The 17,500-nt window shown below is 29.9% G+C and carries 12 protein-coding genes; 6 read left to right on the top strand and 6 right to left on the bottom strand.

The features are described from left to right. Positions 1–179 precede the first annotated feature (179 nt). From bglX to WHD07_RS17510, 3 genes are all read right to left on the bottom strand, one after another. A complete protein-coding gene (gene bglX / locus WHD07_RS17520; RefSeq protein WP_343329424.1) occupies positions 180–2,432 on the bottom strand; it encodes a beta-glucosidase BglX in 2,253 nt (750 codons plus the stop codon). Between the two features lie 8 nt (positions 2,433–2,440). After that, positions 2,441–3,424 carry an SMP-30/gluconolactonase/LRE family protein gene (locus WHD07_RS17515; RefSeq protein ID WP_343329423.1) on the bottom strand — a complete coding sequence of 328 codons (984 nt, stop codon included), beginning with the start codon at positions 3,422–3,424 and terminating at the stop codon, positions 2,441–2,443. A gap of 70 nt (positions 3,425–3,494) precedes the next feature. Continuing rightward, on the bottom strand, positions 3,495–5,657 hold the full coding sequence (locus WHD07_RS17510) for a beta-glucosidase (protein ID WP_343329422.1): 2,163 nt from the start codon (positions 5,655–5,657) through the stop codon (positions 3,495–3,497). Positions 5,658–5,976: 319 nt separating this feature from the next. Here WHD07_RS17510 and WHD07_RS17505 point away from each other — a divergent pair, with 319 nt between their 5' ends. Continuing rightward, positions 5,977–8,082, top strand: a complete 2,106-nt coding sequence (locus WHD07_RS17505; protein ID WP_343329421.1) for a thioredoxin domain-containing protein — start codon at positions 5,977–5,979, stop codon at positions 8,080–8,082. 170 nt (positions 8,083–8,252) lie between these two features. Here the strand turns inward: WHD07_RS17505 and WHD07_RS17500 are convergent, their stop codons facing one another. Beyond that, complete coding sequence (locus tag WHD07_RS17500; RefSeq protein ID WP_105048046.1) at positions 8,253–8,777, bottom strand: YkgJ family cysteine cluster protein; 525 nt, start codon at positions 8,775–8,777, stop codon at positions 8,253–8,255. Between the two features lie 88 nt (positions 8,778–8,865). Here WHD07_RS17500 and argS point away from each other — a divergent pair, with 88 nt between their 5' ends. The 3 genes from argS to WHD07_RS17485 all read left to right on the top strand — a co-directional run bounded on the left by argS (position 8,866) and on the right by WHD07_RS17485 (position 12,756). Next, a complete protein-coding gene (gene argS / locus WHD07_RS17495; protein WP_343329420.1) occupies positions 8,866–10,641 on the top strand; it encodes an arginine--tRNA ligase in 1,776 nt (591 codons plus the stop codon). A 157-nt stretch (positions 10,642–10,798) separates the two neighbouring features. Then, a complete protein-coding gene (gene lpdA, locus WHD07_RS17490; RefSeq protein ID WP_105048043.1) occupies positions 10,799–12,187 on the top strand; it encodes a dihydrolipoyl dehydrogenase in 1,389 nt (462 codons plus the stop codon). A gap of 194 nt (positions 12,188–12,381) precedes the next feature. Continuing rightward, complete coding sequence (locus WHD07_RS17485) at positions 12,382–12,756, top strand: LysM peptidoglycan-binding domain-containing protein (RefSeq protein WP_211296697.1); 375 nt, start codon at positions 12,382–12,384, stop codon at positions 12,754–12,756. Between the two features lie 56 nt (positions 12,757–12,812). Here the strand turns inward: WHD07_RS17485 and WHD07_RS17480 are convergent, their stop codons facing one another. After that, positions 12,813–14,285: a hypothetical protein gene (locus tag WHD07_RS17480; RefSeq protein WP_343329419.1), complete on the bottom strand. Its 1,473-nt coding sequence runs from the start codon at positions 14,283–14,285 to the stop codon at positions 12,813–12,815. Positions 14,286–14,476: 191 nt separating this feature from the next. Here WHD07_RS17480 and WHD07_RS17475 point away from each other — a divergent pair, with 191 nt between their 5' ends. Both WHD07_RS17475 and WHD07_RS17470 read left to right on the top strand, forming a co-directional pair. Further along, positions 14,477–15,145 carry a hypothetical protein gene (locus WHD07_RS17475; protein WP_343329418.1) on the top strand — a complete coding sequence of 223 codons (669 nt, stop codon included), beginning with the start codon at positions 14,477–14,479 and terminating at the stop codon, positions 15,143–15,145. 67 nt (positions 15,146–15,212) lie between these two features. Next, positions 15,213–15,815 (top strand): hypothetical protein, encoded by a 603-nt coding sequence (locus WHD07_RS17470; protein ID WP_343329417.1) that lies wholly within the window; start codon positions 15,213–15,215, stop codon positions 15,813–15,815. 567 nt (positions 15,816–16,382) lie between these two features. Here the strand turns inward: WHD07_RS17470 and rlmF are convergent. Then, positions 16,383–17,237, bottom strand: a complete 855-nt coding sequence (rlmF, locus tag WHD07_RS17465; protein WP_343329416.1) for a 23S rRNA (adenine(1618)-N(6))-methyltransferase RlmF — start codon at positions 17,235–17,237, stop codon at positions 16,383–16,385. Between the last annotated feature and the right edge of the window lie 263 nt (positions 17,238–17,500).

Genomic DNA, 17,500 nt, shown 5'->3' with positions numbered 1-17,500 from the left:
GAAACAACATAGGGAAATTAAAATATATAGTCGTTGCAAAAAATAATGCAACACTACAATTTAATATAGTAGAAAGGTAAAAGCGTAAAATCAATCATAATATTACCTTTTAAATAAAATAACGAAGGTCAAAAAATAAAATATCTTTTGACCTTCGTTATTTTTGATTGAGTTATAAATTACTTTTTTAATAAAAAGGAAGTTTTTAAGCCTTGTGCGGCATTAGGTCCAACCCAAAGATTAAACGTTCCTTCTTCTGCAGCATTTACCAATTTATGATTTACAAATTCTAAATCTTTAGAAGAAATTTTAAAAGTAACCTCTTTGGTTTCTCCACTTTTTAAGAAGATATGTTTAAACCTTTTTAATTCTTTTACAGGCCTTGTAATACTCCCCACAATATCTTGTACATATAATTGCGCAATTTCTTTACCATCCTTTTTGCCTGTATTGGTAATAGAAACTTTAATTTCTAAGTCTTCATTAAAATTGATAATATCTTTAGAAATTGATACATTTTCATATTTAAAAGTAGTGTAAGACAAACCATAACCAAAAGGAAAATGAGGCGTAAAACCAACATCTAAATAATGTGACTTGTTTCCTAAAGAACTTTGCCATGCAGCGATAGGAATTTTATCCATAGCTATATAATTTGTGCTATCTGCAGGTCTACCAGTGTTTTTATGATTGTAGAAGTACGGCAACTGACCTGCTGTTTTTGGCCAAGAAACAGGCAACCTACCTTCTGGAAATTTTATACCATTTATAATTTCATATAAAGCCTCACCCCCCATTGTCCCTGGGTGCCATGCCATTAAAACAGCATCCGTTTTATCTATCAAATTTGTAATTGTAATAGGTCTACCTGCCATAATAATTAAAACAATTGGCTTTCCTGTTTTTGACAATTCGTTAATTAATTCTTCTTGTGCTCCAGGTAAATTAATGTTTGCTCTACTATGCGCTTCTCCAGATAAAATAGCTTCTTCACCACCAAAAAATAAAATAACATCAGATTTTTTTGCAATATCGATAGCTTCTTTAAATCCTTTTGTTGATTTATCTCTACTATAATCTAAGCCTTTTGCAAATTTAAAATTTGTATTTGCTTTTTGGTACGCATCTAAAGGAGTGTTGGTATGTTCTTTTTCTCCATCAAAAGACCAAGTACCTAATTGTTCGTGTGGTGCATTTGCCAAAGGACCAATAATTGCTACGTTTGTTTTTTCTGCTATTGGTAAAATAGAATTCTTATTTTTTAGTAAAACAGTACTTTCAATGGCAGCTTTTTTTGCTTCTGCTAAATGACTTTCTGCATAAAAATTACCCGTATGCTTTTTATTTCTATATGGATTATCAAAAAGACCTAATCTAAATTTAACCCGTAAAATATTACGTACAAATTCGTTTAATTCTTCTATACTTACTTTATTTTCTTTAATTAATTCTTTTAGATGATGCTCATAAGCCTCACTACTCATTTCCATATCTAATCCCGCTTTTGCGGCTAATTCTGCTGCGTGTTTATCATCTCTTGCAAAACCATGATACACCATTTCTATTACAGAATCCCAATCACTTACCACAAAACCATCAAATTGTAATTCTCCTCTTAAAACATCCTTTAATAGAAATTTATTACCAGTTGCAGGTATTCCATTTATCTCATTAAAAGCACTCATAACTGTTGCAGCACCAGCGTCTACAGCTGCTTTAAATGGTGGTAAATAAACATTTCTTAAAAGCGGTTCATTTAAATTTACGGTATTATAATCTCTACCGCCAATAGCGGCTCCGTAACCAATATAATGTTTTGCAGATGCTGCAATTCTATATGGATTACTTAAATCATCTCCCTGAAAACCTTTTACGTAAGCGGCTCCTAAAACAGCTGATAAATAAGGATCTTCTCCAGGAGACTCTGCTATTCTTCCCCAACGGCTATCTCTTGCAATATCTAACATGGGTGCAAACGTCCATCTTATTCCTGCTCCCGAAGCTTCAAAAGCAGCAATTTCAGAAGATTTCTCTACCATTTCTGCGTCCCAAGTTGCTGCTAAACCTAAAGGAATAGGAAACAACGTTTTAAAACCATGAATTACATCTCTACCAAAAATTAACGGAATCCCATTTGGGCTTTCTTCTACCGCAATTCTTTGTAATTCATCTACATATTCTAAATTCATGATGTTTAGAAAAGCGCCTACATTCCCTCTTTTTACAGATTCTTTTAAATCTGTAGGTAAAGATTTTGCACTACTAGAAACGCCTCTTAAATTGGTTTGTCCAATTTTTTCTTCGAGAGTCATTTTAGAGATAATTGCAGCTATTTTTGCTTCATGAGTGGTGTCTTTTACAAAAGAAACTTTGTTTTCTTTACAACCTATAATTGTTGATAGCAATAGTAATGAAAGGACTAATTTTCTCATAATATTATTTATTTGGTTGGTTTATTTTCGATATAAAAATTACTATTTACTCCTTTAACACCAGGTTTTACTTTAAAAACAGATCCCGCCAAAGGGTATTTCTCTATTTCTTTTGCAGTCATATCTACGCTTGCAGAAGTAATATAAAGGATGTCTAAATTTTCTCCTCCAAATGCACAGGAAGTAATATTGTGTGCCGGAACTTCTATTTTAGAAACTACTTTACCTGTTTTAGGATTAAATCTAATAACTGCATTTCCATTCCACATTGCTACCCAAAGCAGATCCTCATCGTCAATTGTCATTCCATCAGGAAAACCCAAAGAAATCGGAATTTCAACTGCAATTTTTCCGTTTGATATTTCGCCAGTTTCATTATTATAATCAAAAGATTTTATGGTTGATGTTGGCGTATCAATATAATACATCGTTTTTTTATCGGAAGTCCAAACAATTCCGTTAGAAATCGTTACGCTATCAATTTTCTTTTGTAAAATATTTTCTGATGTAATGGTGTATAAATTGGCTTTTGCTGTTTCTTGTTCTAAATGCATAGAACCTACCCAGAACCTTCCTGCTGGGTCACATTTTCCGTCATTTAATCTACTGCCTGGTAATTCACTTTTCATGTCTGTAAACAAAGTACTTTCTCCGGTTTGTAAATTCATTTTATGAATACCATCTTCTAAAGCAACCATTGCTTCTTTTTTTGTAAAAGGCACTACGGTACCAATTCTAGATGTTGTATTTAAAACTTTATTTATCTTAGAAACCGGGTTGTAAATGTTTAATTTTTTTCCTTCTATATCTACCCAATATAATTCTTGCGTTTTATAATTCCAAATTGCACCTTCTCCCAAAGTTGCTTTTACTTGATACTCTAAGACGGCTATTTTTTGAGGTTCTTTTACCATTTCTTCTTTCTTTTTAACTTTAGAATGGCAAGCAAAAAATAATATTGAAAAACTAATACATACTAACTTTTTTATCATCTTTTTTAATTCAAAAAAAAGGCAGTACAAAGTAACTTTATACTGCTTTTTTCACATTTATAAACTCAAATTAAAACAAACTAAATTTAATCTTTTTCACAATATTGTTTGATGCATTTCCTACATATAAATAATATGTTCCGTCTTCTACAGACCAGTCTGAAATATCAGTATTGTAATATGCTAATGTTGCAGCATCAATAGAAATTGTAACTGTTTTTTCCGCTCCTTTTTCTAAATTCACTTTCGTAAATCCTTTTAATTCTTTTAAAGCTCTTTTTACTTTAGATTTATGTTTACCTACATATACTTGTACAACCTCTGCTCCTTCTCTATCACCTGTATTAGCAACATTAAAAGTTACTTTTATTTGATCTTTTTTAGTATATTTTTCTTGATCTATCTTTACATCAGAAATTTTAAAATCGGTATAAGACATTCCATAACCAAAAGCGTATTGAGGTTTTATTTTTTGAGTATCAAACCATCTATACCCAACCAAAATATCTTCTGTATATTCTTGATTAACACCATCTCCTGGATACGAAATCTTACCAAATGTATGTGCTGCATTGTCATTTAATTCTTTTGGAAAAGAAAAAGGAAGTTTCCCTGAAGGATTTACATCTCCACTAACAATATCTGCAATAGCATGTCCTGCCATACTTCCTAAATACCAAGTTTGTAAAATTCCTTTTGTTTTAGAAACCCAAGGCATTTTTACGGCATTTCCCGTAACTAATAAAAATCCTAAATTTTTATTAACTTCATGAATTCCGTTTATTAATTTTTCTTGTCCGTAAGGCAATCCATAAATTTCTCTATCATCTCCTTCGCTATCTTGATGATGGCTTTTATTTAATCCTCCTATAAAAAGAACAATGTCTGCTTTTTTAGCTACTTCAATTGCTTTTACATACAAAGAATCTTGATTTAAAGTTGCAGGCAAAATTTCATCATACACAGAAGCTCCTGTTTCATATCCCATTGTATGAATAATGGTTGCGTTTTTATATCTTTCTTTAATCCCTTGTAAAGGAGAAATTTCAAAAAGAGGTTTTAATTGAGATGACCCTCCACCTTGCGTCATATCTCTTGTTGCATTTTCACCTATAACCGCAATAGTTACTCCTTTTTTATCCTGAATAGGGAAAAAATTATCTTCATTTTTCAGTAAAACAATTCCTTCTGTAGCTACTTTTCTAGCAACATTATGATGCTCTTCATTATTTAATTTACCTAAAGTTCTATTTGGGTTTAAATTTGTACGATAGATTAATCTTAAGATTCTACGTACTTTATCATCTACCAAATCTTCGCTTAATTCGCCATTTTTAATTGCTTCTAAAAACGGATTTGCTAAATAATAATGTTGATAATGGTTATTTGTCGTTGTACCCAAACCATCAGTTCCAGTCCCCATTTCCATATCTACACCATATAAAGCCGCTTCTTTTGTTGAATGTACAGAACTCCAATCGCTAATTACAACTCCATTAAAACCCCAATCTGTTTTTAAAATTTTATGAAGAATTTTATTATGTGTTGTGTACTGACCTCTAAATTTATTATAAGCGCCCATTAATGCCCAAACATTCCCTTTTTGCACTGCAGCTTTAAAAGCTGGCAAATAAATTTCATGCAATGCTCTGTCGCTTACTTCTACATTAATTTTATCTCTCCAATGTTCTTGATTATTTAAGGCAAAATGTTTTACACAAGCAGCAACACCATTTTCTTGAACACCTTTTATATAAGGAACAACCATGGTAGAAGCTAAAAAAGGATCTTCTCCTAAATACTCAAAATTTCTACCGTTCATGGGGGTTCTATAGATGTTTACACCGGGTCCAAGAAGTACATCCTTTTTTCTATACCTAGCTTCTTCTCCTAAACTAAAACCATATTCCCTTGCCAATTCTGGATTAAAACTTGCCGCTAAACACGTTAATGCTGGAAAAGCTGTAATAGCATCATTTGTCCAACCTGCATTTTCCCAAGCATCCCAACTAATTTCTGCTCTAACTCCATGAGGTCCATCAGACATCCAAACTTCTGGAATCCCCAACCTCTCAACACCTTTTGTGCTAAACTTAGATTGAGCATGCGTCATTGCTACTTTTTCTTCTAAAGTTAAAATAGCAATGATACTATCTATTTTGTTTTCTATAAAAGCGGTAGATACTTGATTTTTATCTAATTGAATTTGAGGAATCTTATTTTGTGCTTTCATATATGAAATCTGTAAGCACAAAATAAAAACGAGTAAGTAATTTTTTTTTTTAAACGCTAGTCTCATAATTAAAGTTTATTTTATTGTTTACTATTTTTGATAAAACTACTATTTAAGTAAATATCAGAATAAAACTAATTGAACTAAGATTAAAACATTTGTTGCAATTCTGCTCTTAATAGCCCATTTTACTAGACAATAACACATATGAGGTATTTGATGCTTTAGATTTTGCATCAAAAGAATTTTGTAAATTAGAGTTTTATAATACATTAGTGCTATTGAAATTTCATTTTAATTTTTAATAAATAATAAAAGTTTGAAACCGATCATTAAAAGCATCTTTTTTTTATACCTAACACTCTGTTTAAACTGTCATAAAAAAGGAGAAACAGTAAGCCAAAATGAATTGGCAAATGAAACAAGTCCTTATTTATTACAACACGCAAATAACCCTGTTAATTGGAAAGGTTGGAATGATAAAACATTACAACTTGCAAAAAACGAGAATAAGTTAATTATTATTTCTATTGGTTATTCTGCTTGCCACTGGTGTCATGTTATGGAAGAAGAAAGTTTCGAAAACGATTCTATTGCCAAAATAATGAACGACAATTTTATTAGTATCAAAGTTGATAGAGAAGAAAGACCAGATATTGATAATGTATACATGAACGCTGTACAATTAATGACTGGTAGCGGTGGTTGGCCACTAAACTGTATTGCATTACCAGACGGAAGACCCATTTTTGGCGGAACTTATTTTACAAAAGAACAATGGAAAAAAGTCTTGTTAGACCTCACTAAACTTTATAAAGAGAATCCTGAAAAAGCAGTAGATTTTGCAACAAAACTAACAGAAGGTATTCAGAAATCTGAATTGATTACTATTAGAAAAGACAAGGCTGATTTTAAGGCTACAGATATCAAAAAAGCCGTTTTAAATTGGCAACAAAACTTAGACAGTATTTATGGTGGTTCTAAAAGAGATCTAAAATTTCCGATGCCAAATTCTTTAGAGTTTTTAATGAGATATGGTTATCAATTTGATGATCTTAATATAAATAATCATGTAGAAACTACCTTAACAAAAATGGCTTTTGGTGGAATTTACGATCAAATAAACGGAGGGTTTTCTAGATATGCTACTGATAAAAAATGGCACATTCCTCATTTTGAAAAAATGCTTTATGACAACGCACAACTTGTTAGTTTGTATGCAAAAGCATATCAAAAAGATAAAAACGAGTTGTACAAAACAGTAATTGAAGAAACCTTAAGTTTTGTAGCACAAGAATTAACAGACCAAAACGGTGCCTTCTTTTCTTCTTTAGATGCCGATAGTAAAAACAAAAAAAACGAATTAGAAGAAGGGGCATATTATTATTTTACAAAACAAGAACTGCAAGCTTTAATTACTGATGATTACGCCTTGTTTAAAGAGTATTATAATATAAATGATTTTGGTTTGTGGGAAAAAAACCGATATGTTTTAATAAGAAGTACTACAGATAAAGCTTTTGCCAATAAACATAAAATAAGTGCGGATGCACTTTCATCAACCATAAAAAATTGGAAAGCAATACTTAAAAAAGCGAGAAAAGAAAAAGCAAAACCGAATTTAGATAATAAAGTTTTAACTTCTTGGAATGCTTTAATGATTAAAGGATATACGGACGCATATAATGCTTTAAAAAACGAAGCTTATTTAAAAACGGCTCTTAAAAACGCTAATTTTATTTTAAATAACCAATTACAAAAAGACGGAACTCTTTATAGAAATTACAAAAACGGTAAAAGTACTATTAATGCCTATTCCGAAGATTACGCTACTTTAATAGATGCTTTTATTAATTTGTATGAAGTTACTCTTGATGAAAAATGGTTGCATGAGTCTAGAAAATTAATGGACTTTACTTTAGAAAATTATTTTAATAAAGAAAACAATATGTTTTACTTTACGTCTAATAAAGATGAAAAATTAATTTCTAGAAAAGTAAAAGTTGATGATAATGTAATTGCTTCTCCTAATTCTATTTTAGCAAATTGTTTGTTTAAACTTAGCCTTTATTATTCAGACACTAACTTTAACAAAATTGCAAATCAGATGTTACATAATATAAAAGATGATGTTTTAACAAATCCTTCTAGTTATAGCAATTGGTTAAATTTAATGACCAATTATACAAGACCTTTTTATGAAGTGGCCATTGTTGGGCATAATGCAACGCTTCTTAAAAACGAATTGCAAAACTACTACATTCCTAATATAATTATAGCCGGAGATTTTAAAGAGAACAACACAATCCCTTTACTAAAAGATAAATTTATTACAGATGAAACCTTTATGTACGTCTGTAATTTAGGAACCTGTAAATTACCTCAAACAGAAACCAAAAACGCAATTGCATTGATAAATAAATAAATAAAGCACAAAAAAAACATCTCTCTCAAGATGTTTTTTTTTATTAACTAATTCAAATTATTAACACAATGAAAACAGTTTACTACGTTGTCTTCATTATTATAAAAAGCAACATCTGTGCCAAAATATAATTGAACTATTCTTTTAGATAAGTTTAACAGTTTTACAAACTAACTCCTCTTCTTTTTTACATTATACTCATAAGGTATGCGCTTTTTTAAAGCCTCTACAATATTATAAGCAGCAGGACAAATAGCAGTATTGGCCACGGTTAAATCGGTAATACCTATAAATTTCTTACGATTTGTATGTGGGTATTCTGCACAAGCTTTAGGGCGAACATCATAAATAAAACAAGTATTATCACTTTCATCTAAAAAAGAACAAGGCGCCGTTTTTAACACCATAAAATCATCTTCATCTCTTTGTAAATATTGCTTTTGAAAATCTGCCACTTTCATTTTTAAATGCTTAGCAATACGCTCTGTATCTTTATCTGTAAAAATTGGGCTTGTAGTTTTACAGCAATTTGCACACGTTAAACAATCTGTTTTTTTAAACTCTGCATCGTGTAATTCTTGCACAACATAATCTAAATTTTTAGGTACTCTTTTTTTAAGGTTCGTAAAATATTTTAGGTTTTCTTTTTTAGCATCTTCTGCTAATTTTGGTAGTTGTTTTAAGCGTTTTTCCATTGTGCAAAAATACAATTATTCTTAACCAAAAATCATTCTAAAAAACAAATAAAAATATGTAATTTTGCAATTCAATTTTCGATACTACATGAGCATTCAAAACATTATAGAAACCAAAGTAAAAGAAGGTTTTTTAGCTTTATACAATATAGAAATTCCAACTGTAGAATTTCAGGCAACCAGAAAAGAATTTGAAGGAGACATTACCGTAGTTGTATTCCCTTTATTGCGTTACAAAAAAGGAAATCCGGTACAAATTGGTGAGGATTTAGGAAAATATTTGGTAGAAAATATAACAGAAATTACAAATTACAACGTAGTTAAAGGCTTTTTAAACTTAGTAATAGACGATAGTTTTTACACAAATTTCTTTAATACCATTTATACAGATACTACTTATGGATCTGTTTCGCCAAAGGCAGATGAAAAAGCAATGATGGTAGAATATTCATCGCCAAATACCAACAAACCTTTACACTTAGGGCACGTTCGTAATAATTTATTAGGCTATTCTGTTGCAGAAATTATAAAAGCTGCTGGTAAAAAAGTCTATAAAACACAAATTATTAACGACAGAGGTATTCATATCTGTAAATCGATGTTGGCTTGGGAAAAATTCGGTAATGGAGAAACTCCAGAATCTACCGGATTAAAAGGAGATAAATTGGTTGGTAATTACTATGTAAAATTTGACCAAGAATATAAAAAAGAAATTGCGCAATTAATTGCGGAAGGAAAAACAGAAGAAGAAGCTAAAAAAGAAGCTCCGTTATTTGTAGAAGCACAACAAATGTTGCTAAAATGGGAAGCTGGAGATGAAGAAGTTGTAGCGCTTTGGAAAGAGATGAACTCTTGGGTGTATAAAGGTTTTGAGGTTACTTACAAAAATATGGGTGTAGATTTTGACACGTTATATTATGAAAGTAATACCTATTTATTAGGAAAAGATGTGGTTGCACAAGGCTTAGAAAAAGGTGTTTTCTATAAAAAAGAAGATGGTTCTGTTTGGTGCGATTTAACTGAAGATGGTTTAGATGAAAAAATTGTGTTGCGTTCTGACGGTACTGCCGTTTACATGACACAAGATATTGGTACTGCTATACAACGTGTAAAAGATTATGCAGATGTTGGTGGAATGGTATATACGGTTGGTAATGAGCAAGATTATCATTTTCAGGTATTATTTTTAATCTTGAAAAAACTAGGTTTCGATTGGGCTAAACAATTACATCATTTAAGTTACGGAATGGTAGATTTACCTTCTGGAAAAATGAAATCTAGAGAAGGAACTGTTGTAGATGCGGATGATTTAATGGTAGAAATGACAGAAACAGCTAAAACTATTTCTGAAGAATTAGGGAAATTAGACGGGTATTCTGATCAAGAAAAAAATGATTTGTATGAAGTTATTGGTTTAGGAGCATTAAAATATTTTATTTTAAAAGTAGATCCTAAAAAGAGAATTTTATTCGACCCAAAATCCTCTGTAGATTTTCAGGGAAACACAGGTCCTTTTATTCAGTATACCTATGCTAGAATTCAATCTATCATTAGAAAAGCAGATTTTGATTATTCACAACCTGTAACTATAGAATTACACGAAAAGGAAAAAGAATTGTTAAAACAATTAGAATTATATCCAGAAACGGTGCAACAAGCAGCTGCAAATTATTCACCAGCAATTATTGCAAATTACACCTATGATTTGGTAAAAGAGTTTAATTCTTTTTATCAGAATGTACATATTTTAGGAGAAGAAGATTTAGATAAAAAAGTATTTAGAGTTCAGCTATCTAAAAAGGTTGCCGAAACGATAAAAGCTGCTTTTTTATTATTAGGAATTCAGGTTCCGGAGAGAATGTAAATTAGTTAGCGCTAGCATTGGCTATAAGTATAAAAGTTAGTAAATTAGCCTGCGTTAGGGATTGAAGTGGCATCCTTTTTTGTTTTTACAAAAAAGATACAACGGAAAGCCTGTTAAAACGCCCAAAACAGAGAAATAAAAAGTTAAATATACAATTATGAAATACGACATCATTATTATTGGAAGTGGACCTGGAGGTTATGTTACAGGGATTAGAGCTTCTCAATTAGGCTTTAAAGTTGCCATTGTAGAAAAAGAACACTTAGGTGGGATTTGCTTAAACTGGGGATGTATTCCAACAAAAGCATTGTTAAAATCTGCACAGGTTTACGATTATTTAAAGCATGTAGACCAATATGGTTTAAAAGCGGAAGCTATTGATAAAGATTTTGAAGCTGTAATTAAAAGAAGTCGTGGTGTTGCCGAAGGAATGAGCAAAGGGGTTGCTTTTTTAATGAAGAAAAACAAAATCGATATTATTGATGGTTTTGGAAAAATAAAAACGGGTAAAAAAGTAGATGTTACTGCTGCCGATGGTACGGTAACAGAATATAGTGCAGACAATATTATTATTGCAACGGGTGCACGCTCTAGAGAGTTACCTAACTTACCACAAGATGGTAAAAAAGTAATTGGTTATAGACAAGCAATGAATTTACCAAGCCAACCAAAATCTATGATTATTGTAGGTTCTGGTGCAATTGGTGTTGAGTTTGCTCATTTTTATAACTCTATGGGAACTGAGGTTACTATTGTAGAATTTATGCCAAATGTAGTGCCTGTAGAAGATATTGACGTTTCTAAACAATTTGAGCGTTCTATTAAAAAATCTGGAATTAAAGTAATGACAAACTCTTCTGTAGAGTCTGTTGATACTTCAGGTGAAGGTGTGGTTGCTACTGTAAAAACTAAAAAAGGAGAAGAAACTTTAACAGCTGATATTTTATTATCTGCAGTTGGAATTAAATCTAACATTGAAAACATTGGTTTAGAAGATGTTGGAATTATTGTTGACAGAGATAAAATTTTAGTGAACGATTTTTATCAAACTAACATCCCTGGTTATTATGCTATTGGTGATGTGGTTCCTGGACAAGCTTTGGCACACGTTGCTTCTGCAGAAGGAATTACTTGTGTTGAGAAATTAGCTGGCTTACATACAGAACCTATAGATTATGGTAATGTACCTGGTTGTACGTATGCTACTCCAGAAATTGCATCTGTTGGTTTAACAGAAGCAAAAGCTAAAGAAGCGGGTTACGAATTAAAAGTTGGTAAATTTCCTTTTTCTGCATCTGGTAAAGCAAAAGCAGCAGGAACTCCTGATGGTTTTGTAAAAGTAATTTTTGATGCTAAATATGGCGAATGGTTAGGTTGCCATATGATTGGTGCTGGTGTTACAGACATGATTGCCGAAGCAGTTTTAGGACGTAAATTAGAAACTACTGGTCATGAAGTTTTAAAAACAATTCATCCTCACCCAACAATGAGTGAAGCTGTTATGGAAGCAGTTGCGGATGCTTATGATGAAGTAATTCACTTATAAAGTTACCGTTATTACAAGGAGACTAGAACAAAGTAATTTATTCTTTTAAATTACCAAATTACCACAGAAGGTAAAAAACTTTCTTAGTAATGACAGTAAACGATAAAAATAAACCATTAATCGAAAACCGAAGCACCTCGCTTCGGTTTTTTTGTAGTTTTGAATTCTAAGCAAAAAACTATAAAAGAATTAGAATGAAAGCAAAATATCAAGAAGTATTAAATTTAGGAGAACAATTAGCAATACAGAATGGAGATGTAAAAGAAGAAAATGGAGTTTTACATGTAACCGGAACTGCAAAAAATCAATATGAAAAAAACCTTCTTTGGGATAAAATAAAAGAAATTGGAGGAGAAAATCCTAGCGATATTATGGCTAATATTGATGTTGAAGACACTTCTGTATTTGCAATTCATACTGTAAAAAGTGGAGATACATTAGGTAAAATAGCCAAACAATATTATGGTAAATCAAATAAATACAATGCTATTTTTGAGGCAAACAAAAGTATTTTAAAAAGTGCAGATATTATTTTAGTGGGGCAAGAGTTAGTAATACCTAATTTATAGGGAACAATAAATTATATTTTTAAAACCGAAGTAATTTTACTTCGGTTTTTTTGTTTTTAAATAAGTGATTTTTCAAGTCCTTTTTCTATGTTTTTCCAAAAATAATTCCAAAAAGATCTTGTTTTATCTCTTTCTAGATTATCTACTGTTACTTTTACCAAACCATTTTTAGAAGAATCTTTTATAAACAGGTTTACAAGCCAACTTATAACAGTCTTCTTATCCTTTTCTTTATCTAAAATTTTAATATTAAAATTTTTAAAATCTACATCTAACTTTCCATTAGAAACAGAGTCATTCCCTTCAAAATCAAAAAACATTTTATCTATAAAACCATCCATTTTTACATTCATAGTTGGTAATAAAAAAGAACTCATATTTTTAGAAGTAATATGAAACAAACCTCCTCTTATTCTAAAATTATCATTTTTGTTAGTAATATCGAAAGTCCAAATTATTTCTAAAGGAGATGCTTTCATAAATTGAGATGTAATTTTAGCTGTAGTTAATTTTGTTTTTTTATTGGTTTTATTATTAATATTAACTATTTCGGCATTTAAATCATCAAAAATTAAGAAGCCTGCTTTGTTCCCCTTAATAGTATATTCTTTATAAACTAATTGAGAGTTTACTATATTTAACTTCTCTACATTTATATTAAAGGGTAAATCTCTTAAATTTTTACTGTATAAATCTTTTCTTTTGTTTGGGTGCTCTAATAAAGTAGCATCTAAATATAGATTAAAAAAAACCTCATCTAATAAAATATGTTTAGATGAAAAACTTAGCTTTTCTTTTTCCTCTATTTTAAGATCATTAATAATTATTTTTTTACTAAATAAAGTTAGTAATTCTTTTTCTTCGGATACAAAACGGATATATTCTTTCTTATTTTTTAAAGGAACAATTTCTAAACTATCTATAGATAAATTACGCTCTTTAAAGGTTAATTTAGAAAACTTAACTTTTTGAACTTTAGAATATTGCGTTTCTAAATAAGTAATAGAAGATTCTATATTTGAATATGAAAAAGGTATCGATTTACTTAAGGTTGAATCTAACTTAAAATTTTCTACTTTAAAATTAATGCTTTTAACCTTAAAAGGAAAATTATTATTTTTTAGTACATCAATTTTAAGGTTATCTATATAAATTCTACCTATCTCTAAGTCTACTACGCTATCTTTTAAAAAAGACTTTAGTGGTTTATCATTTTTTATAACTTTTCCGTTAACCTTTGGGTTTGTAGCTTTTAAACTAGCAACACGTATAGCATTATTTTTAATAAATTGATAGTAAGAAACTCCTTTTACTTCTATTTTTTCTACCTTAAAAATAAGACTATCTTTTTCTTTAAAAACGGTATTTAAAGTAATATTTCCTAAAAACAAATTCATAGAAATATTGCTGTAACTTATTTCTTTAGATTTTAAATAATCGGCTACTTTATCTTTTAGATAATTATCTGCTACCGCATAAATAGAGATAATCATAAATAAAAACAACATTAAATATCTTTTCTTTTTCATAATTATTAGTTTAAGGCAAATTTAGATTGATAATTAGTCTTTTATTATAGCAATAGATATTTTGTTTAACTGATATCATTCAATTTTAACTAAAAATAGAGCAAGCCTCAATTTTGTTCCTTATTTTACCTATTTAGCTTCAAAAATTAATTTTTATATTTGATTATCAACTAACTATAAAAAAATAAGCTATGAAAAATGAACATCAAACTGAAAATGATTTAATTATTTCTTACAAATTATTAAGAAAACTAATAGGTTCTATTGGTGTTTTTTTACCTGTAATTTTAGGGTTTGGAATGCTATACTTTGATAAAGCAGATTTTATAAAAGACTCTATAAGTGATTATTATGGCACTCAATTAAGAGATGTTTTTGTTGGTTTTTTATTTGTACTTGGTTTTTTCTTATTTTCCTATAAAGGATATAAAAGTGAAGGAAAAGGACTTTTATATAACGATAATTTTTTTGCTAATTTAGGCGGTGCATTTGCCATTTGTGTAGCATTATTTCCAACTACAAGTAAAATTGCATTTATAAGAACAATCCACCTAAGCTCTGCTGTTCTATTATTTGCCGTTTTTACTTACTTCTGTTTAGTTATTTTTAGAAGAGGTGTTGCTGTTGAAAAACGTTCTGAAATGAAAAAATTAAGAAATAAATTTTATTTAGGATGTGGCATCATAATTATACTATTTGTAGGTAGTGCAGGTCTTAGTTTTATAGTCATGACAGAAGAAGCTAGAAACGAAACAAACATTATCTTTTACTGCGAAACATTAGCTCTTTGGGCTTTTGGTTTTTCTTGGTTAATAAAAGGTGAAGCCGTTTTAGAAGATACAAGTAAAAAGCAAAATTGATAAAAATTTAAACTTACTTTCTAACCAATAAAACAAAAGCACTATTTTTGCCATTGAAAAAACTTACATGATTACAAAAAAAAACGTATTCTTAAAAGAAACGCTTAAAGCCCTCATCAAACTTATAATTGCAGGAATACTAATTGGTATTTTAAAACAATACGATGCTATTATTGCAGGTATATTAGTACTTAAGATTATACATAATATTTACAAAGAAATTATACTGCCAAAAACAAATAAGAATTGGTTGCTGTTAATAGGTATGATATTAACTGGCTTTGGTGGAATTGTTGGAGAAACTTGGGGCGTTGCAAATGGTTACTGGGAATATCATGAAGTTACAAGAGAACTACCTTTGTGGTTACCTTTTGCGTGGATGTTAGCTTTCCATTATTTATATAAACTAGAACGTAATTTAATTCCTTTATTAAAGGAGCAAAGTCAAAAAAACAAGATTTTATTAGCTATTTTATTAGCATTGATACTTCCTGCTTTTGGTGAGGTAATTACTATTTATTTAGGAGTTTGGACCTACTATTGGCCATATCAATTACTTGGTGTGCCATTATATGCTTTTATATGTTTAGTATTTGTGCACATGTTAGTCTATACTATTTTACACTTTATTTGTAAAAAGTATAAAATTAATGATGTAGTTTTTAACTAATTCCTCTTTTGTCATTTCGAAATGAGCCTTTTTAGCGATTAAGAAACCTCATAAAAACAATTAAAAAATCTACATTATTAAGATTAATAAAACACTTTCACTCAATTATGTGATTCCTCTTCGTTCCTCTTTCGGAATGACAAACTAAGTTTCCAACTTCAAATAACAAACCAAATGTCATTTCGAAATGAGCTTTTTCTGCGATTGAGAAATCTCATAAAATAACTATAGAAGCTATAATAATAAAATTAGTAAAAAACAGGATGAGATTCCTCTTCGTTCCTCATTCGGAATGACAGATTGAAATTCCAATTCCAAATAACAAACCGAGTGTCATTTCGAAATGAGCTTTATCGGCGATTGAGAAATCTATTATTTCAAACAAAAAAAAGGTTCAATCAAAATGAAATTTGATTGAACCTTTTTTATAAATATGTTTTCTTATTAAGAAAATAAAGAAGTTTAATCAACAACCTCGCACCAAGAGTACGAATTATGCTTCCGAAACATGTTTTTTCATTTCGAGGCAAGCCCCTGATAATTAAGACCTTGGCTATCGCCCTGCGATTAAAATCTCCAAGCAACAACTCTTGTTACTTTATTTCCTTGATGCATCGGAATAATTTTAAACTCTTTAGCTCCTAATTTAGCTGAAGATTTCTCTAAACTTTTTACGTTTTCTTTTTTAGAAACCAAACTTGTAAACCATTTACTAGTTTTAGGAAACAAAGAACTTTCATATAAATAATTATGTAAAAAAGCTTTCTCGCCACCAATGTACCAAAGTTCATTATTATTACCTGCAAAGTTTCTAACAGCGTTATTACCTAAATTTCTAGATTTTCTACCGTTTGCTCCTTGTGCTTCTTCTGCCGATTTGTAAAAAGGAGGGTTACACATTACAGCAGAAAAAGAATCACCATCTTTTAAAACTCCTTTTAAAATTTGCGCTTCATTTTCTTGGTGACGTAACTCTATGTTAGCACTAAGTTTATTATCATCCATAATATCTTGTACAGTATCTAAAGAATCTAAATCTATATCTGTAGCAACAAAATTCCAATCGTATTCTGCAATACCTAATAAAGGATAAATACCTGTTGCACCTGTACCAATATCTAAAATTTTAATTTTTTTTTCTCCAGAAAGTAAATCTGCTAAATGATGAATATAATCTAAACGTCCTGGTATTGGTGGACATAAATTTTTATCTCCAAAATGCCACGTAGAAATTTTATCAAAAGAAAATAATAAGGCTTTATTTAATTCTTTTACCGCTTCCGGATTCGAAAAATCGATGGTAACAGTACCAAATTCGTTTTTAGCAACAAATTCTTTTAATGCTGGGTTTATAACATTTAATTCTTCAAAATTATATCCCTTGTTGAATTTGTTTTTTGGATGTAGACCTTTATCTTTCATTTATTTATTTTATTTCTTATTAATTAAAATTGATATTTTAAACACTTCACTATTTTTTTCTTAAAAACCTAACGCTTTACAAGCGCACTTAACTCTCTAACAATCTTTACGTTAATTATTAAAATATAAAATGGGCATTCTTACTCACACTACATTATTACTACATCGTAATAATCAACCTTATAAACCTCTATATTTGAGTACATAAAAATCCCCCACATTACATGTAAACAAATGCCATTTTAGAATCTCTATAATGGCAT

The sequence above is a fragment of the Polaribacter staleyi genome (assembly GCF_038024045.1).
Lineage (GTDB): Bacteria > Bacteroidota > Bacteroidia > Flavobacteriales > Flavobacteriaceae > Polaribacter > Polaribacter butkevichii.
Note: the sequence above shows the minus strand (reverse complement) of the source record. Positions and strands in the feature narration are given on the sequence as shown.